The 17,024-nt window shown below is 64.6% G+C and carries 17 protein-coding genes; 10 read left to right on the top strand and 7 right to left on the bottom strand.

Annotated elements, in window-relative coordinates; translation table 11 throughout:
- Nucleotides 1-26: 26 nt before the first annotated feature.
- Complete coding sequence (gene rpsU, locus FXB40_RS09640; protein WP_008131187.1) at nt 27-335, bottom strand: 30S ribosomal protein S21; 309 nt, start codon at nt 333-335, stop codon at nt 27-29.
- A gap of 263 nt (nt 336-598) precedes the next feature.
- Here rpsU and aqpZ point away from each other — a divergent pair, with 263 nt between their 5' ends.
- Nucleotides 599-1,321, top strand: a complete 723-nt coding sequence (aqpZ, locus tag FXB40_RS09635) for an aquaporin Z (RefSeq protein WP_148771968.1) — start codon at nt 599-601, stop codon at nt 1,319-1,321.
- A gap of 96 nt (nt 1,322-1,417) precedes the next feature.
- On the opposite strand, the gene FXB40_RS09630 is transcribed toward aqpZ, so the two are convergent.
- Nucleotides 1,418-2,524: a 5-(carboxyamino)imidazole ribonucleotide synthase gene (locus FXB40_RS09630; protein WP_148771967.1), complete on the bottom strand. Its 1,107-nt coding sequence runs from the start codon at nt 2,522-2,524 to the stop codon at nt 1,418-1,420.
- The gene (gene purE, locus FXB40_RS09625) at nt 2,521-3,009 is read right to left on the bottom strand and encodes a 5-(carboxyamino)imidazole ribonucleotide mutase (RefSeq protein WP_148771966.1); all 489 of its coding nucleotides are present in this window, start codon (nt 3,007-3,009) and stop codon (nt 2,521-2,523) included. The genes FXB40_RS09630 and purE overlap by 4 nt, the downstream gene beginning before the upstream one ends.
- A 141-nt stretch (nt 3,010-3,150) precedes the next feature.
- Between purE and FXB40_RS09620 the strand changes: the two genes are divergently transcribed.
- Complete coding sequence (locus tag FXB40_RS09620) at nt 3,151-3,894, top strand: GGDEF domain-containing protein (RefSeq protein WP_187436755.1); 744 nt, start codon at nt 3,151-3,153, stop codon at nt 3,892-3,894.
- A gap of 2 nt (nt 3,895-3,896) precedes the next feature.
- On the opposite strand, the gene FXB40_RS09615 is transcribed toward FXB40_RS09620, so the two are convergent.
- From FXB40_RS09615 to FXB40_RS09605, 3 genes are all read right to left on the bottom strand, one after another.
- Complete coding sequence (locus FXB40_RS09615) at nt 3,897-4,148, bottom strand: hypothetical protein (protein ID WP_128918215.1); 252 nt, start codon at nt 4,146-4,148, stop codon at nt 3,897-3,899.
- Nucleotides 4,149-4,169: 21 nt separating this feature from the next.
- On the bottom strand, nt 4,170-4,388 hold the full coding sequence (locus FXB40_RS09610) for a hypothetical protein (RefSeq protein WP_148771964.1): 219 nt from the start codon (nt 4,386-4,388) through the stop codon (nt 4,170-4,172).
- 124 nt (nt 4,389-4,512) lie between these two features.
- Nucleotides 4,513-4,719 (bottom strand): YdcH family protein, encoded by a 207-nt coding sequence (locus tag FXB40_RS09605; protein WP_148771963.1) that lies wholly within the window; start codon nt 4,717-4,719, stop codon nt 4,513-4,515.
- A gap of 327 nt (nt 4,720-5,046) precedes the next feature.
- On the opposite strand from FXB40_RS09605, the gene FXB40_RS09595 reads away from it, so the two are divergent.
- The gene (locus FXB40_RS09595) at nt 5,047-5,229 is read left to right on the top strand and encodes a YdcH family protein (RefSeq protein WP_027532476.1); all 183 of its coding nucleotides are present in this window, start codon (nt 5,047-5,049) and stop codon (nt 5,227-5,229) included.
- 113 nt (nt 5,230-5,342) lie between these two features.
- Here FXB40_RS09595 and FXB40_RS09590 read toward each other — a convergent pair whose 3' ends face one another.
- Nucleotides 5,343-6,446: an NAD(P)/FAD-dependent oxidoreductase gene (locus tag FXB40_RS09590; RefSeq protein ID WP_148771962.1), complete on the bottom strand. Its 1,104-nt coding sequence runs from the start codon at nt 6,444-6,446 to the stop codon at nt 5,343-5,345.
- Between the two features lie 205 nt (nt 6,447-6,651).
- Here FXB40_RS09590 and FXB40_RS09585 point away from each other — a divergent pair, with 205 nt between their 5' ends.
- The 7 genes from FXB40_RS09585 (at nt 6,652) to FXB40_RS09555 (ending at nt 16,981) form a co-directional block, all read left to right on the top strand.
- Nucleotides 6,652-9,336 carry a sensor domain-containing protein gene (locus FXB40_RS09585; RefSeq protein ID WP_148771961.1) on the top strand — a complete coding sequence of 895 codons (2,685 nt, stop codon included), beginning with the start codon at nt 6,652-6,654 and terminating at the stop codon, nt 9,334-9,336.
- A 39-nt stretch (nt 9,337-9,375) separates the two neighbouring features.
- Entirely contained in the window at nt 9,376-10,854 is a 1,479-nt protein-coding gene (locus FXB40_RS09580; protein ID WP_148771960.1) for a glycerol-3-phosphate dehydrogenase, read from the top strand.
- Between the two features lie 51 nt (nt 10,855-10,905).
- Nucleotides 10,906-12,075, top strand: coding sequence for an ABC transporter ATP-binding protein (locus FXB40_RS09575; protein ID WP_148771959.1), 1,170 nt, complete (start codon nt 10,906-10,908; stop codon nt 12,073-12,075).
- Entirely contained in the window at nt 12,072-12,983 is a 912-nt protein-coding gene (locus FXB40_RS09570) for an ABC transporter permease (RefSeq protein ID WP_148771958.1), read from the top strand. Before FXB40_RS09575 ends, FXB40_RS09570 begins: the two co-directional genes overlap by 4 nt.
- A 1-nt stretch (nt 12,984) precedes the next feature.
- The gene (locus FXB40_RS09565; RefSeq protein WP_148771957.1) at nt 12,985-13,797 is read left to right on the top strand and encodes an ABC transporter permease; all 813 of its coding nucleotides are present in this window, start codon (nt 12,985-12,987) and stop codon (nt 13,795-13,797) included.
- A 156-nt stretch (nt 13,798-13,953) separates the two neighbouring features.
- Nucleotides 13,954-14,937 (top strand): TRAP transporter substrate-binding protein, encoded by a 984-nt coding sequence (locus tag FXB40_RS09560; protein ID WP_430646943.1) that lies wholly within the window; start codon nt 13,954-13,956, stop codon nt 14,935-14,937.
- 16 nt (nt 14,938-14,953) lie between these two features.
- Entirely contained in the window at nt 14,954-16,981 is a 2,028-nt protein-coding gene (locus FXB40_RS09555; RefSeq protein WP_148771956.1) for a methyl-accepting chemotaxis protein, read from the top strand.
- The last annotated feature ends 43 nt before the right edge of the window (nt 16,982-17,024 follow it).

The following is a 17,024-nucleotide window of genomic DNA, read 5'->3' as shown; positions in this document are numbered from 1 at the left end:
AACTCAGTCCTGCAATCTCGGCAAGATCAGCGCGGTCCGCGCGGACCTGCACCTGCACCAGCGCCCGGGCCGCCGCGGCCGCCACGCTCGCCACCGGGGCCAGCGCCGAACACCGGCTTCGGCTTCATCGGCAGCAGGCCTTCGCGCTGCAGCTTCTTGCGGGCCAGCTTGCGCGCACGGCGCACGGCTTCAGCCTTTTCGCGGGCCTTCTTCTCAGAGGGCTTCTCGTAGTGACCGCGGAGCTTCATCTCGCGGAAAATACCCTCGCGCTGCATCTTCTTCTTCAGCGCCTTGAGGGCTTGGTCGACATTGTTATCGCGAACGAGAACCTGCACGCGGCATCCTCTTCAGTGGATCGGATTTGAATTCTGGTAAGTCTAAGGGGATGGCTAAACGCCCGGCCCTTAACCTTGAGGGCGCGGATGTATCAGACAAAACCTGACATGTCCACCTGTGAGGCGGCCTTTCGGGCCTAGTTCAGCCATTAAATGAGACGAAAACTCCCCAGTGCGGTCCTAATTTGGGTGATTTGGCGCCAAAAGACGGGCCGTTTTTCCGGAGGTTGATCCGGAGATCTTGAAATCAGGGGAGACGCCACATGGATATGAAGAAATATGCGGCCGAGGCCATCGGCACGTTCTGGCTCACATTCGCAGGCTGCGGCAGCGCGGTCATCGCGGCCGGCTTTCCGCAGGTCGGTATCGGTCTGGTCGGTGTATCCCTGGCCTTCGGCTTGAGCGTCGTCACCATGGCCTATGCGATCGGCCATATCTCGGGCTGCCATCTCAATCCGGCCGTCACAGTCGGCCTTGCCGCCGGTGGACGCTTTCCGGCAGGCCAGATCCTGCCTTACGTGATCGCGCAGGTCTGCGGCGCGATCGTCGCCGCCGAGCTGCTCTATGTGATCGCCAGTGGTGCGCCCGGATTCGACGTGACCAAGGGCTTCGCCTCCAACGGCTACGACGCGCATTCGCCGGGCCAGTACAGCATGGTCGTCTGCTTCGTCACCGAGGTGGTGATGACCATGATGTTCCTGTTCGTCATCATGGGTTCGACCCACGGCCGCGCGCCCGCGGGCTTTGCGCCGCTCGCGATCGGACTTGCGCTGGTGATGATCCATCTCGTCAGCATCCCCGTCACCAACACGTCGGTGAACCCGGCGCGCAGCACGGGCCCCGCGCTGTTCGTCGGCGGCTGGGCGCTGTCGCAGCTCTGGTTGTTCTGGGTCGCGCCGTTGATCGGTGGCGCGCTCGGCGGGGTGATCTATCGCTGGCTCAGCGAGGAGCCCTCGGGCGTCGTCGCGGGCGCGAAGACGGCTTAGAGCGTTTTCGAGCGAAGTAGATACCGGTTCGCGTCAAGAAAACGCGTCAAAATAAAAACTCCACAAAAGGGGATCGCAGCTTTTGCTGCGGTCCCCTCACTTGCTTTTTGAAGGCCTGACTTCGGTGACGTGGCCCATCTTGCGGCCGGGACGCGGCGCGCCCTTGCCGTAGATGTGCACGGTCGCGCCCGGCACGCTCAGCCAGGTCTCGTAATCGTTGATCTCGTCGCCGATCAGATTGGTCATGGTGACGACCTCACCGTGACGCACGGGCTTGCCGAGCGGCCAGCCGGCGATGGCGCGGATGTGCTGCTCGAACTGGGAGACCGACGCGCCGTCGAGCGTCCAGTGTCCGGAATTGTGCACGCGCGGAGCGATCTCGTTGACCAGCACCTTGGGCCCAGTGCCATTGGCGAGCACGAACATCTCCACGGCGAGCACGCCGACATAGTCGAGCGCAGTCGCGATCTTCCCGGCGATGCTGCGCGCCTCTTCGGCCAGCGCATCCGGGATCGACGCAGGCGCGCGGGAAATCTTCAGGATGTGGTCGCGATGCTCGTTCTCGGTGACGTCGAAGCATTCGACCTGGCCGGCGGCCGAGCGTGCGGCGATCACGGAGATCTCGCGCTCGAACGGCACGAAGGCTTCCAGGATCGCCGATTTGGTGGCGAGGCTGGTCCAGACCTTCGCGATGTCGTCGCCCTCGCGGATGATGGCCTGGCCCTTGCCGTCATAACCGAAGCGACGGGTTTTCAGCACGGCGGGGAGGCCGATCTTGACGATCGCCTCGCGCAGCGACGCGACCGAGGTGACGTCGGCGTAAGCTGCGGTGCCGACGCCGAGCCGGGTGACAAAATCCTTCTCGGCCAGCCGGTCCTGGGTGGTCTCGAGGATCTTGCGGTTGGGCAGCACCGGGCGACGCGCATCCAGCACCATGGCGGCCGCGGACGGCACGTTCTCGAATTCGTAGGTGATGACGTCGACGTCGTGGGCGAACAGCTCGAGCGCCTCGACATCGGCATATTCGGCGCAGGTTGCGTTCAGCACGACGTCGAAGGCCGGCGAATCCGGATCGGGCGAGAACACCTGGCAGCGCAGGCCGAGCCGCGCCGCGGCCATCGCCAGCATCCGTCCGAGTTGTCCGCCGCCGAGGATTCCAATGGTGTCGCCGGGTTTCAGCTTCACCTGCTTTGCGTCAGTCACGCCTTGTCCTCCGGGCGCTCGGCAACCGCCTCGGTCTGGGCCTTGCGCCAGGCGGCCAGGCGGTCGGCCAGGGCCGGATCGGACAGCGCCAGCACGGATGCCGCGAGCAGTGCCGCGTTGATCGCGCCCGCCTTGCCGATCGCGAGCGTGCCGACCGGAATGCCGGCGGGCATCTGAACGATCGAATAGAGCGAATCGATGCCCTTCAGCGTCCTGGACTCGACGGGCACGCCGAACACCGGCAGTTCCGTCAGCGCTGCGGCCATGCCCGGCAGATGCGCGGCGCCGCCGGCACCGGCGATGATGACCTTGAAACCGGCTGCCTTGGCGCCCTTGGCGAAGCTAAAGAGCCGGTCGGGGGTGCGGTGTGCCGAAACGATGCGGGTGTCGGAGGTGACGCCAAGCGCTGTGAGCGTGTCGGCGGCGTGCCGCATCGTCTCCCAGTCCGACTGGCTTCCCATGATGATGGCGATCGGCGCGGTCATGACGTCAATTGTGCTCGGAAAACAGAAAGATAGGCCAGATTAACGGTTCCGGCCGGCGGCTCGCAAGGCGGTGGCAAGGAGAAGGGAATGCACTATCCTGTCTTGGTGAATCCCCGCAAGCCTTCATTGAGCAGGATGCCCATGAAGAAACCAAAAAGGGCGACCGCTGCGAAGGCCAAAAAAGGCCGAAAAACCAGCGGGAGCCGAACGAAAACTGCACCCAAGCGGCCCGCAGCGGCGGCGCGCCGCGCGCCCGCAGCCCGCGCAGCCAAGGAAACCAGCAAGGAAGCCAGCAAGAAAACCAAGGATATCAGCAAGCCGACCATCCGCGGCCTGCGGACCAAGCTCACGCAAGCGCTGCGGCGCGTCGCCGAGCTCGAGGCGGCGGCCGACACCGATTTTCTGCTGGACATCCCCAACCGGCGCGGCTTCGAGCGCGAGCTCCAGCGCGCCATCGCCTACATGAAGCGCTACCGCGCCAGCGGCGCGCTGATCGTGCTCGACGTCGACCGGTTGAAGCCGATCAACGATTCCTTCGGTCATGGCGCCGGCGACGAGGTGCTGAAGGCGATCGCCGCGACGCTGACACGGCAGATCCGCGCCTCCGACGTGGTCGGTCGTCTCGGTGGTGACGAGTTTGCCCTGCTGTTGTGGAATCTCAGCGAGACCGATGCCAAGGCGAAGGCTGTGATCTTCGAGCAGGCGATCGACGATTTGTCGTTCACCTTTCGCGGCCAGCACGTGACGGCGGGCGCCTCCGCTGGTGTCGCGTTGCTCGGTGCGCAGTCCGATGCCGTCCGTGCGCTGGAGGAGGCTGACGCCGCCATGTATGTGCGCAAGGCCCACCGGCGGCACGAGCCGCGGATCAGGCTTGTGAGCAGCTGACTTTACAGCGTTGCAAGATCTTCCGGTACGTTGCCGAATTTGCGCAGCAGCGTGGCGTCACCGAATTCGCCGGTCATGGGATCGCCGCTGCGGCTGAACGCGACCGCGCCGATATGGCCGGCACCGCGCGACAAGGCCTCGGCGCGTCGCAGCGCAGCCGTCGAGCTCTGGCACTCTTCGGCGGCGCCCGCGACAGGCGATCCGTCGGCATCGATCAGGAAGGGCATTGCAACGTAGTAGGTCACGTCCGACATGGCGTTGCTCCGGTGATGAACTCAGGCGGCGCCGCTCTTGCCCCGCGTCCAGCTGCGCGAGGTTTCGGGAATGCAGCCGGCCGCAATCGCGGCCCGCAGCTCTTCCAGTTCGGCTTCCAGATATTCGTTGGCCATGATCAGCGCCTTGATGGTGCTGCGCAGATTGCCGTCACACATCGCGATCGCTTGATCGCAGGCTTGCTCATAATAGCTGTTGTCGAGAAGGGCGGGGGCTGACATCTGCTGTGTCCTTGCGGGTTGTCCTTGGGCGTTTCCTGAGGCGTCGGGGGCGGGATTTATGTTCCTCTTTTGTTCTTTTTGAGTCAAGCGGATTCATACGCGGCCATCCGCGACTGCTCGCGGATCAGGCGATGATGTCGGGCGTGATCTGGTCTTCGATGAAGGCGATACGGTCGCGCAACAACAGCTTGCGCTTCTTCAATCGCTGTAACCGCAACAGGTCGGGGGCGGGCGACTGATGCAGTGCATCGATCGCCGCATCGAGATCTCGGTGTTCCTGCTGCAACCGGGTGAGCTCGGTTTCGAGCTCACGCTCGTCTTCATTGGTCATGTCTGCGGTGGCCGAAAACCGATAGGCTGAAATTAAGGCTGTGGATGCCCTGTGGAAATTATCGTCCTTGCGCGGCGTGATCGCAAGCGATCTGCGGCCTTCGCCTACCGCTCCCTCGCAAGATATTTCAACGATTCGCTGCGGCGTTGCGGAAGCGCATTGATATCATGGATTTTTCACCACGTGGTTCCTTACTCACGGTTCATTACATATGAATTTTCAAAAATGACGGTGCGACGACGGATACCCATCGACAGATCGAATCGGTGATGTACACTTCCTCGTCCGGATCGAATCCAAGGTTCACCCCTACCGAGGAGGTTTCGAATGACAATTCAGGCACATCTGGTTGAATTGGAACGGAAGCACAAAACTCTCGAAAACGAATTGCACGATGCTCTCGTGCACCTTTCAACAGACGACCTGCAAATTGTTGAGTTGAAGCGCCGGAAGTTGATGGTCAAGGACCAGATCGAGCGTCTGAAGCACACCGGCGACACGCTTCACTAGTAAACCCCGTAACAGCGTAGAGTTTGATCGTATCCTTTCAGGCAGGGGTGAGAGCCTTTGCGCTCATCCCTGCTGTAAGGTACGCAACTCGCGCAATCATCATTGCGCAGTGGTTAGATCTCTGCGAGCTCCGCGACGTGGTCTGCGATCGCGAGCGACGATGTCAGTCCCGGCGATTCGATGCCGAACAGATTGACCAGACCCGCGACGCCATGGTCGCGCGGCCCCTGCATCAGGAAATCCTGCGTCGCTACGGCCGGCGGCACGATCTTCGGGCGGATGCCCGAATAGCTCGGCATCAACGCACCATCGGGAAGCGTCGGCCAGTATTTGCGGATCGCAGGGTAGAAGCGTTCGGCGCGCGACGGATCGACCTCATAGTCGATGGTCTCGATCCATTCGACGTCGGGGCCGAAGCGCGCCTGTCCTGCCATGTCCAGCGTTAGATGCACGCCGAGCCCGCCGGGCTCGGGCACCGGATAGATCAGGTGCGAGAACGGCGCGCGCGCGTTGCAACTGAAATAGTTTCCCTTGGCGAGATAGGCCGGCGGAATCCGGTCAATCGGCATGCCGTCGATGTGGCGCGCCACGGTCGTCGCCGAAAGCCCGGCGGCGTTGACGAGCAGGCCGCATTGCAGCGTCATCGGCGCTTCGCCGCCGGCTTCGATCTCGATCATTCCGGCGTCCGCCTTGGCGCGGATCAGCGGTGTGTGAAACGCAAAGGCCGCGCCGGCTGCCTCGGCCTCGCCGCGCAGCGAGAGCATGTAGGCGTGGCTGTCGATGATGCCGGTCGACGGCGAGAGCAGCGCGGCGTCGCAGGTCAGCGCCGGCTCCAGCGCGCGCGCGGCTTCGCCCGAGAGCAACTGCATGTCGAGCACGCCGTTGGCCTCGGCATGCGCCTTGATTGATTGCAGCTTCTCGGTTTCCTTTGCATTGGTCGCGACGATCAGCTTGCCGCAATTCTTGTGCGGGATGCCGCGCTCGCCGCAATAGCGGTAGAGCGCATGCTTGCCGCTGACGCACATGCGCGCCATCCAGCTCCCGGCGCGGTAGTAGATCCCGGCATGGATCACCTCGCTGTTGCGTGAGGAGGTGATGGTGCCGATGGCCTCGGCTTCCTCGAGCACGATCACTTCGCGCCCGGCCTGGGCCAGCTTCCGGGCCACCGCGAGCCCGACCACGCCGGCTCCGATGACGACGCAGTCGACCCTATCCATGGTTGCGCAGAAGTCCCGTTGAAATTGCCGAGAGGGCCGGTTTGCCTGGGAAACGCGCCGCGCGGCCGTTGTCCATTAAGGAAGCATTTATCATGTCAGGGCAATTGCCGTATTTCGCGTCAGATTTTTCTGTTGGGCGTACAGGCGTTTACCCGATCCAAACCCGTGAAGCCAGACAATCCGCAGTTGAAATCGCGGGTGGCTGATGGCTGAGAAGAACTGGCAGGAAGGCAGCATGCTTCCGATTGCTGTGCAGGCCGTCGTGTGCCTGGCCAGCGCGGTCGCGCCTTCGCGTGCCTATGCCGATAGTCTCAATCCGCCGTCTTATCTAGCCGATCTCGCCCCCAATCTGATCTGGGAAGCCCTGATCGGCGGCATCGTCATCTGCGCGTTCCTGGCGGCCATCGCGCTGTGGATCCAATCCGCGCTGCGCCGGAGCAAGCGTTTGCAGCTGCGGCGCAACGCCTTCGTCTCCTCTGCCATGAACAATCTCAACCAGGGCGTGGTGATGACGGATGCGCAGCGGCGCATCATCTTCTGCAACGACCGCTATCTCGAGATCTACGGCCTGACGCGCTCGGACCTGTGGACCGGCATGACCGGCTACGACACCCTCGAGTTGCGGCGCCAGCGCGGGGTCCTCGCCGTCTCCGACGACGACTTCTACGAGAAGGCGGCAAGCTCCAACGGCCTGATCAGCGAATTGCCCGACGGCCGCGCCATCCTGGTTAAATATTTCGTTCTGCCGAACGGCGGCTCGGTGGCGACCCATCTCGACGTCAGCGAGCAGCGCAAGCTGTCGCGGCAGCTCGCCTCGACCAAGCAATTCCTGGAAACGGTGCTGGACAACGTGCCGGCCTGCGTGGCCGCGAAGAACATCGAGGACGGCCGCTACATCTTCGCCAACCGTGCCTATGAGCGGTTCTGGGGCTTTTCGCGCGACCAGGTCGTCGGCAAGAATGCGCGCGAGCTGTTCGGCCCGAAATCGGCGGCGAGCATCGAGGCGACCGACCGGGCCGCGCTGCTGGCGTCGGAAGGACAGTATCGCAACGAATTCGAGGTCGAGGTCCAGCGCGACCAGACCCGGCGCATGGTGGCCTCGATCCGCATCGTGGTCCGCAACGAGAGCAACAAGCCGGAATTCCTGCTGGTGGTGTTCGAGGACATCACCGATCGGCAATCGCTGTCGATGGAGCTGGAGAACACCAAGAAGTTCCTCGAGCTCGTGGTCGACAACATTCCGGTGGCGCTGATCGTGGAGCAGGTCAAGGATGGCCGCTACCTGCTCGCCAACCGCAGCGCCGAGACGATCCTCAACCGCAGGCGCGAGGAAGCCACCGGGCTGACCGCCTCCGACATCTTCAACGCCAAGGAAGCCAAGCTGATCATCGCGCGCGACGAGGCCGCGATCAAGAAGCGCGGGATGATCACCGAGGAGCATCCGATCTCCACCAAGGACGGCCTGCGCCTGTTCCTGACCCGGCGCGCCACGGTGCTCAACGATGCCGGCGAGCCGCAATATCTGATCAAGACCCACGAGGACGTCACCAACCGCCGGCAGACCGAGTCGCGGATGGCGCACATGGCCTATCACGACGGCCTCACGGATCTGCCGAACCGCGCCGCCTTCCTTCAGGCGCTGAACCAGATGATCGAGGCCTGCGAGGGGACCGACGAGGAATTTGCGGTCCTGTGCGTCGATCTCGACGGCCTCAAGGAAGTCAACGATGTGTTCGGCCATGCGCTTGGCGACAAGCTGCTGATCGAGGTGGCCCTGCGGCTGCAGGACACCGCGCGCGGCGGCCTGGTGGCGCGCCTCTCCGGCGACGAATTCGGCCTGATCATCGACGGCAAGCAGCCCGATGCGGGCCTCGCGCTGGCGCAGCAGCTCGGCGAGGTGCTGGCGCCGGAGTTCCACATCGACGGCCGCGCGGTCCGCGCCGGCATCACCACCGGCATGTCGATCTTCCCGCACAACGGTCCCGACGGTGCCTCGCTGCTCGCCAATGCCGGCGCGGCCCTGTTCCGCGCCAAGCAGAAATCGCGCGGCACGATCAGCCTCTACCAGCCCGAGATGGACCAGCAGATCCGCGACCGCCGCGTGCTGCACCAGGATCTGTCGAAGGCGATCAAGAACGGCGAGCTGTCGCTGGCCTTCCAGCCCCAGGGCATCGCGCGCAACAGCGTCGCCGAGAGCGAGATCATCGGTTTCGAGGCGCTGGCGCGCTGGGCGCATCCGGTGCGCGGCCAGGTCTCGCCGGCCGAATTCATCCCGATCGCAGAAGAAAGCGGCCTGATCGTCGAGATGGGCGAATGGATCCTGCGGCAGGCCTGCCGCGAGGCGGCGTCGTGGCCGAAGCCGCTGCAGGTCGCGGTCAATCTGTCGCCGGCGCAGTTCATGCACGGCGACGTGGTCGGGCTCGTCCATTCGATCCTGATCGAGACCGGGCTTGCCCCCGGCCGGCTCGAGCTCGAAATCACCGAGGGCGTGCTGATCGAGGACTTCGATCGCGGCCTGGCCTTGCTGCGCCGGCTGAAGGCGCTGGGCGTCCGCATCTCGATGGACGATTTCGGCAGCGGCTATTCCTCGTTGAGCTATCTCCAGGCGTTCCCGTTCGACAAGATCAAGATCGACCGCGCCTTCATCATCAATCTCGGCCGCAATCCGCAATCGGCCGCGATCGTCCGCGCCGTGATCGACCTCGGTCACGGCCTCGAAATGTCGATCATCGCCGAGGGCGTCGAGACCATCGAGCAGCTCGCTTTCCTTGCCAGGGAAGGCTGCGACGGTGTGCAGGGCTATTTGCTCGGCAAGCCGCTGCCGATCGGGAAATATGCCGGCCTCGTTGGCCGCGTCGAGGCCATGGAGCTTGCGCTCAAGACCGGCTAGTGGTGTTGGGCACTTACCTCGCTCCCTCTCGACGGCTTCATGGCGGATTACGACCTCGCGATCATCGGTGGCGGCCTGAACGGTGTCAGCCTCGCGCGCGATGCGGCGGGCCGCGGGCTGCGGGTGATCCTGATCGAGCAGGGCGATCTCGCCGGCGCCGCGTCATCGGCGACACCGCGGCTGATTCATGGCGATTTATCCGTGCTGGAGCGGCGTGGCTTCTGGCGGGTGCGCCGGGCGTTGGCCGAGCGTACGACCTGGCTCCGGATTGCGCCGCATCTGGTGCGGCCGATGAGCTTCGTGATCCCCGCCCATTCCGACGAACGCCCGCCATGGCTGTTGCGCGCGGGCCTGTATGTTTATGACGCCCTCACGAACCGCGGCGGCCTGCCCAAGTCGACCACGCTCGACATCACGCATCATCCGGTCGGCAACGCGCTGAAACGGCCGTTCGGCATTGCGTTCGAATATGCCGATTGCGTCGTCGACGATTCGCGCCTGGTGGTGCTCACGGCGCTGGATGCGGCCGAGCGTGGCGCCACGATCCGGACCGGGGCGCGTTGCGTGCGCGCCGACAGGACCGACATCTGGCGGCTCGCGCTGGTCGATCGCGGCCATCGCCGGGTGATCACGGCACGTGCGCTGGCCAATGCCACCGGCGGCTGGACGTCGATGGTTGCCGAGACCGTGCTGCGGCAGCCGCAGCCGGCCATGGCGGCCACACAGATGAGCCAGATCGTCGTGCCCAAACTGTTCGAGTCAGACAATGTCTATGTGTTCCAGAACAGCGACGGGCGGCTGATTTTTGCGGGTCCGTTCGAGCGTGATTTCACGCTGGTCGGCGCGGTCACGCATGATTTCACCGGCGATCCCGCAATCGTCGCGATGCCGGGCGCCGATGTCAGCTATCTCTGCGAGGCCGCGAGCCGATATTTCCGCGAGCGCGTCGCCCCGACCGACGTGGTGCGCACGGTCTCCGGCGTCAATCTGACGCCGGCGTCCGCGCGGCGACGCGACGGGACGACGCTGTTCCACGCGCGACGGCGCAAGGCGCCGCTGCTCACGATGTTCGGCGGCGACGTCACCACCTCGCGGTTGCGCGCGGAGCGGGCAGTGACGCGGCTGACGCCGTTCTACCCGATGTCGCCGCGCTGGACCGCCGGCGCTGCATTGCCCGGCGGAGATTTTGCCTGGGATCGTTTCGAGACCGAGGTCGACCTCGCGCGCCACCGCTGGCGCTTTCTCTCCGAGCCGCAGGCCCGGCGTCTGGTTGCGGCCTACGGCTCGCGATTGCCGGCCGTGCTGGGCGAGGCGAAGACGCGCGATGAGCTGGGACCGGCCTTTGGCGCAGACCTGACCGGCGCCGAGGTGCGCTATCTCATGGCCCGCGAATGGGCACGCTTCCCGGAGGACATCCTGTGGCGCCGCTCCAAGCTCGGCCTGACCATGCCGGCTGCGGACCGTGACGCGCTGGCGGTGTTCATGGCGGGTGTGAACGACTCACCTCGAACCGGTTGAGCAAATGCCGATCCGCCGCTAGCGTGCGGCGGCATTGGGTTGGCAGGGACCATGACTGACGAGTTGCCCAGAACGGACGCCGCGGCCCATGCGGCTGGAGATGCGCATCCGGCCACGGGTGAGCCGCTGCTGCGCATCGAGGGCGTGGCCAAGACGTTCGGGACCTTTCGTGCGGTCGACGGCGTATCGCTCGACATCAAGGCCGGTGAGTTCTTTGCGTTGCTGGGTCCGAGCGGCTGCGGCAAGACCACGCTGCTGCGCATGCTCGCGGGCTTCGAAGCGCCGGACGAGGGACGCATCCTGCTCGGCGGCAAGGACATCGCGCAGGCGCTGCCGCACGAGCGCCCGATCAACATGATGTTCCAGAACTACGCGCTGTTTCCGCATCTCTCGGTGCGCGACAACATCGCCTTTGGCCTCAAGCGCGCCGGCATGGCACGCGCCGACATTGCAACGCGCGTCGCGGAGATGGTTGCGCTGGTGAAGCTCGACGGGCTGGAGAAGCGCAAGCCCGATCAGCTCTCCGGCGGCCAGCGGCAGCGTGTCGCGCTGGCCCGCGCGCTGGCGCGGCGGCCACAATTGTTGCTGCTCGACGAGCCGCTCGCAGCCCTCGACAAGAAATTGCGCGAAAACACGCAAGGCGAGCTGATGGAGCTGCAGCGCCGGCTCGGCATGACCTTCATCATCGTCACCCACGACCAGGAAGAGGCGATGACGATGGCTGATAGAATCGGCGTGATGAATGCCGGCAAGCTCGCGCAGGTCGCTGGGCCGCGCGAGCTCTACGAGGCGCCGCGATCGCGCTGGATCGCGGAGTTCGTCGGCGACATCAATCTGTTCGACGCCGAGTCCAAATTGCGCGACGGTCATCGCCTGGTCGTTGGCACGCGCGATGCGGGAACACTGGTGGTGGCCGAGCCGCGCCAGCCCGTCGGCGAGAGCAGATTTGCGGTCGCGATCCGCCCCGAGAAGATTAAGCTGTCGCGTCGCGGTCCCGTGAGCGAGGCCGGTCATGAAAACGCGATCAACCGGCTGGACGGCGTGATCGCCGACGTCTGCTATCTCGGCGGCACCACCACCTACAAGGTGAAGCTCGATACCGGCGGCTTGGTGCAGGCGTCCGTCGCCAACAGCGCACGCCTCGATGTCGATGCCTATAGCCTGAACCAGCAAATCGTCGCCTGGTTCTCGCCTGATGACTGCGTGGTGCTGCCGTCATGAGCGCGCGCCGGATTTTCGCGCGACCGGCGCGCTTTGCCGCGATCGCGCCCTATGTCTGGATGGTGCTGTTCTTCCTGGTGCCGTTCGGCTTCGTGCTGAAGATCAGCCTGTCGCAGACCGCGATCGCGCAGCCGCCTTACGAGCCGGTGTTCGACCTGACGGCCGGGTGGACGGCGATCCGGGCGGCCTTTGCCGCGCTGGGAATCGACAATTTCAAGCTGATCGCCTCCGACGATCTTTATGTGTTCGCCTATCTGCGCAGCCTCACCGTTGCGGTGACGGCGACCGCGTTGCTGCTGCTGATCGGCTATCCCATCGCCTATGGCATGGCGCGGCTGCCGAAGCGCTGGCAGGCGGTGGCGATGGTGCTGGTGATCGTGCCGTTCTGGACCTCGTTCTTGATCCGCATCTATGCCTGGATCAACATCCTCCAGCACGATGGGCTGCTCAATCAGATCCTGCTGGCGCTGCATCTGGTCAGGGAGCCGGTGGTGTGGCTGTCGACCGACACCGCGATGTATATCGGCATCGTCTATTCCTATTTGCCGTTCATGATCCTGCCGCTCTATGCCACGCTCGCCAAGATGGAGCCGGCGCTGGAGGAGGCGGCCGGTGATCTCGGCGCGCCGCCCTGGCAGGTGTTCTGGCTCGTGACTTTCCCGCTGTCGCTGCCGGGCGTCGGCGCCGGCGTGCTGTTGTGCTTCATCCCGATCGTCGGCGAATTCGTGATCCCGGATCTTCTCGCCGGCTCCAATTCGCTGATGATCGGCCAGACGCTGTGGCTCGAATTCTTCACCAACAAGGATTGGCCGGTTGCCTCGAGCGCGGCGATCGTGCTGCTCGTGGTGCTGCTGCTGCCGCTTCTGCTCTATGAGCGGCTGCAGCGGCGGCAGCTGGAGCAGCGGTGAGATGCGCAAAGTCTCTCGCCTGTCCCGCTTCAACATCGCCTCGCTCGCGATCGGCCTCGCCTTCCTCTACCTGCCGATCCTCATTCTCGTGATCTATTCCTTCAACGCCTCGCGGCTGGTGACGGTGTGGGGCGGCTGGTCGCTGCGCTGGTATTACGAGTTCTTCGGCGACCGGGCCATGATCGAGGCCTCCTGGATGAGCCTGCGGGTTGCGGTCGCGTCCGCGACCATCGCTACGTTGATCGGTACGCTGGCCGCGGTGGCGTTGTCGCGCGGCGAGCGGTTTCGCGGCCGCACGCTGTTCTCCGGCATGCTCTATGCGCCGCTGGTGATGCCGGAGGTGATTACCGGATTGTCGCTGCTCCTGCTGTTCGTCGCGCTGAACGCCGAGCGCGGGTTCTGGACGGTGACGATCGCGCACACCACGCTGACGATGTGTTTCGTCGCCGTCGTCGTGCAGTCGCGGCTCGGCTCGCTCGACCGCTCGCTTGAGGAGGCGGCGATGGACCTCGGCTGCGCTCCCGTCCGCGCCTTTCTGTCGGTGACACTGCCGTTGATCGCGCCGGCGATCGTCGCCGGATGGATGCTCGCCTTCACCCTCTCGCTCGACGACCTCGTGATTGCGAGCTTCACCACGGGGCCCGGCTCGGCGACGCTGCCGATCCGGATTTATTCCGAGGTGCGACTGGGGGTGAAGCCCGAGATCAATGCGATCTGCACGCTGGTGATCGCCCTGATCGCGGTCGTCATCGTCATCGCCTCGCTCGCTTCAAAGCTGTCGAGCTCGCAGGGCGAGAGCGCGGCGCCGCTGTGATCCGGAGGTCGTCATGACGTTCGCCTATCAGATCCTGATCCATACGCCGCGGCCGTTCCGAGAGCTGACTTGTGGTGTTTGGGCACCGCCAAAAATCTAGGTTAACAATTCATATAGCTTATCTCGCTATCGTCGCGTCGCTTGGGGATGAGGGCGATGAAACGATTCTATATTGGTTTGGCCAGCACGGCGCTGGCATTGTTTTGTCTTGCCGTTCGGCCGTCGGCCGGCGCGACGCAGATGGTGTCGCTGCTGTACAACGGCTCGCCGCAGTCGCCGCAGCAGATTGGCTCGGACGAATTTCGCCGCAAGCTCGCCGAGATCGCACAGGGCCGCATCATCATCGATGAACGCGCTGGCAACGCGTTGGGCAGCGAGACGGCGCTCCTGGCCGCCATGCGCAGTGGCGTGGTCGACATGGCGACGCTGTCCGGCTCGGTCGTCAGCTCTGCCGTGCCGGAATTCGGCGTCTTCGACGTGCCGTTCCTGTTCCGCGACGCCGCGCAAGCCAAGGCGGTCGCGGACGGGCCGGTCGGCGCTCTCTTCGCCAAGCCTTTCGCCGATAAGGGATTGGTGCTGCTCGCCATCGGTAAGCAGGGCTTTCGCAACGTCACCAATTCGAAACGGCCGATTCGTTCGCCCGCCGACCTCCAAGGGCTGAAGATCCGCGTCCTGCCGAATGAGGTCTATCAAATGACCTTCAAGGCGCTGGGCGCCGAGGTCGTGCCGATGGAGTTCACGCTGGTGTATTCCGCACTGAAGGACGGTCGCATCGACGGGCAGGAGAACCCGGTCATGACGATTGCCACCAGCCATCTCGAGGAAGTGCAGAAATATGCCAGCCTGACCGGGCATTTCTTCGCCCCGATCGCCTTCGTCGCCAATCGCGATGTGTTCCAGGCCCTTAAGCCCGCCGACCAGGCCGCCCTCATCGCCGCAGCCAAGGCCGGTGCGGAGGCGACCTGGCAGAGCGGCGCCGCGGACGAGACGAAGAAGCTCGAGGAGCTGCGCAAGGCCGGCATGGAGATCATCGAGAAGGTCGATCGCCAGCCCTTCATCGATGCCGTGAAGCCATTGGAGCCGGAATTCGAGAAGCGCTTCGGCAAGGATCTGCTCGCCCGGATCCGGGCTACGCCGTAATTCTCCGGGAAACATCATGAACCTGTCATTGCTCCTGTCGCGCATCGGCATCCGCCCACGCATCTTCGGCGGCTTCGCGCTGGTCCTGGGTTTCCTCTGCCTGTTGGCCCTGCTCGCCGTCCTGCGGTTGTCCGAGATCGGCGGTACCGTCGGAGAACTCGTCACCAGCGCCGACGGTGATGCCGGCATGGCGAGGGTGCATGCCGCGCTGCTTTCGTCGAACGTCACCGTCGAAAAATTCATCCGTACGCGCAATCTCGGCGACCGTGACAGCGCCATGAAGTCGATCGACGGCTTTGGCCAGACCTTTGATCAGGTCGATCAGCAATTCGCTCGCCTGCCGGCGATTGCCGCTGGCCGTGGCGCGCTGGTGGATGCGCTCGGGACCTATCGGCAATCCTTCACGGCGGTCGCCGCCGCTGTCGATCGTCTGCGCATCGCGAGCACCAAGGGCGAGGCGCTCGGCGCCTCGGCAGGCCTCGACGTCGGTGCGATCAATGTGACACTCGCCAACCACGCAGATCGCCTGCTTCAGCCGCTGCGTCTCGCCGGTACGGTGGATGCGATGCGCGTCGCGATGCTGCGTTTCACCATCACCCAGGCTCAGGTCGATGCCGACGACGTTTCGCTGACGATCGGCTATGCGCTGGCCGCGATTGCCGACAGTGAGGCAGAGATCGCCGATATCGAGGCGCCGCGACTGAAGAGTCTGATTGCGGCCTTGAAGAAGGTGTTGGCCGATCAATCAGCGACGCTGACGGAGCTTTCTGCCGCAATGGGCGAGCTGCGCAAGGCACAAGCCGATCTCGTCAAATCCAGCAGCGCGATCGACGCCAAGGCCGCCGAGATCAGTAAGGCTCTCGGTGCGATGCGCACCGAGCAGAGCCGGCTGACGGCGGAATCGGTGGATCATACGCGCAATCTCGTGTTCACCGTTGCCGCGTCCGCGCTCGCCTTGGGTGCATTGCTGGCCTGGCTGATCGGGCGCAGCGTGTCGCGGCCAATCGGCCAGATGACCCTGCGCATGCAGAGCCTTGCGAAGGGCGAGCTCGATGAGGCGATCCCGGGCGGCGAGCGCGGCGACGAAATTGGCCATATGGCTGAAGCGGTCGAAGTGTTCCGCCAGAACGCGCAGACCGTTCGGCGCATGGAGCAGGGTGCTGCCGCGCAGCGCGCTGCAGCCGAGACAGAGCGTGCAGCGATGATGGCTCAGCTTGCCGATCGCTTCGATCACGGCATGGAGGGCGTTATTGGCGGCGTCTCGAGCCGTGCCGAGGAGATGGGGCATAGCGCCCAGAGTCTCGCCCGTGTCGCCGAGCGCGGCCGCTCGCTCGCCGAGCAGGTCGCCGCGACATCGGCTCAGGCGTCCTCGAATGTGCAGACCGTTGCGGCCGCGACGCATCAACTCGCCGCCTCGATCAAGGAGATTTCGAGCCAGGTCGCGCGCTCGGTATCGGTCTCGGACCAGGCCAAGGAAGAAGCGTCCCGCACCGAGGCGCTGATGCGTGCGCTGTCGGATTCCGCCGAGCGGATCGGCACGGTGGTTCAGCTGATCCAGGCGATCGCGAGCCAGACCAATCTCCTGGCTCTCAATGCCACGATCGAGTCGGCGCGCGCCGGCGATGCAGGCAAGGGTTTTGCCGTGGTCGCAAACGAGGTGAAGAGCCTTGCAACCCAGACCGCGCGCGCCACTGAGGAGATCGCAGGGCTCGTCGCCGAGATCCAGGGCTCGACCGGACAGTCCGTCGCCGCGATCGGTCAGATCGGAAAGACCATCTCCGAGATGACGGAGATCGCGACCACGATTGCCTCGGCCGTCGAGGAGCAGGGGGCCGCGACCAGCGAGATCGCTCGCAATGTCGAGCAGGCGGCGAATGGCACGGCGGCTGTGACCGACCAGGTTAGCGCGGTTCGTACCGTGGCCGGAGAGACCGACGCCGGTGCCGAAGCCACGCTTTCAGCGGCCTCGGCATTGCAGGATCAAGCGCGCTCGCTCAAGAAAGCTGTCGCGGAGTTTCTGCAGACCGTACGCAAGGCGGCCTGACGGCGTCTTGCGCGCTGCGGTCCTTCGTCAGGTGCAGCGCGCA

The organism is Bradyrhizobium rifense, from assembly GCF_008123425.1.
In the GTDB taxonomy this organism is placed as follows: Bacteria; Pseudomonadota; Alphaproteobacteria; order Rhizobiales; family Xanthobacteraceae; genus Bradyrhizobium; species Bradyrhizobium rifense.
This window is presented reverse-complemented; position numbering and strand designations above follow the sequence as displayed.

What these genes read in the sequence shown, in the direction of transcription:
- aqpZ (WP_148771968.1), top strand. Translation starts at nt 599, where the DNA reads ATGGATATGAAGAAATATGCGGCCGAGGCCATCGGCACGTTCTGGCTC.
- purE (WP_148771966.1), bottom strand. Translation starts at nt 3,009, where the DNA reads ATGACCGCGCCGATCGCCATCATCATGGGAAGCCAGTCGGACTGGGAG.
- FXB40_RS09620 (WP_187436755.1), top strand. Translation starts at nt 3,151, where the DNA reads ATGAAGAAACCAAAAAGGGCGACCGCTGCGAAGGCCAAAAAAGGCCGA.
- FXB40_RS09615 (WP_128918215.1), bottom strand. Translation starts at nt 4,148, where the DNA reads ATGTCGGACGTGACCTACTACGTTGCAATGCCCTTCCTGATCGATGCC.
- FXB40_RS09610 (WP_148771964.1), bottom strand. Translation starts at nt 4,388, where the DNA reads ATGTCAGCCCCCGCCCTTCTCGACAACAGCTATTATGAGCAAGCCTGC.
- FXB40_RS09605 (WP_148771963.1), bottom strand. Translation starts at nt 4,719, where the DNA reads ATGACCAATGAAGACGAGCGTGAGCTCGAAACCGAGCTCACCCGGTTG.
- FXB40_RS09595 (WP_027532476.1), top strand. Translation starts at nt 5,047, where the DNA reads ATGACAATTCAGGCACATCTGGTTGAATTGGAACGGAAGCACAAAACT.
- FXB40_RS09590 (WP_148771962.1), bottom strand. Translation starts at nt 6,446, where the DNA reads ATGGATAGGGTCGACTGCGTCGTCATCGGAGCCGGCGTGGTCGGGCTC.
- FXB40_RS09585 (WP_148771961.1), top strand. Translation starts at nt 6,652, where the DNA reads ATGGCTGAGAAGAACTGGCAGGAAGGCAGCATGCTTCCGATTGCTGTG.
- FXB40_RS09580 (WP_148771960.1), top strand. Translation starts at nt 9,376, where the DNA reads ATGGCGGATTACGACCTCGCGATCATCGGTGGCGGCCTGAACGGTGTC.
- FXB40_RS09575 (WP_148771959.1), top strand. Translation starts at nt 10,906, where the DNA reads ATGACTGACGAGTTGCCCAGAACGGACGCCGCGGCCCATGCGGCTGGA.
- FXB40_RS09570 (WP_148771958.1), top strand. Translation starts at nt 12,072, where the DNA reads ATGAGCGCGCGCCGGATTTTCGCGCGACCGGCGCGCTTTGCCGCGATC.
- FXB40_RS09565 (WP_148771957.1), top strand. Translation starts at nt 12,985, where the DNA reads ATGCGCAAAGTCTCTCGCCTGTCCCGCTTCAACATCGCCTCGCTCGCG.
- FXB40_RS09560 (WP_430646943.1), top strand. Translation starts at nt 13,954, where the DNA reads ATGAAACGATTCTATATTGGTTTGGCCAGCACGGCGCTGGCATTGTTT.
- FXB40_RS09555 (WP_148771956.1), top strand. Translation starts at nt 14,954, where the DNA reads ATGAACCTGTCATTGCTCCTGTCGCGCATCGGCATCCGCCCACGCATC.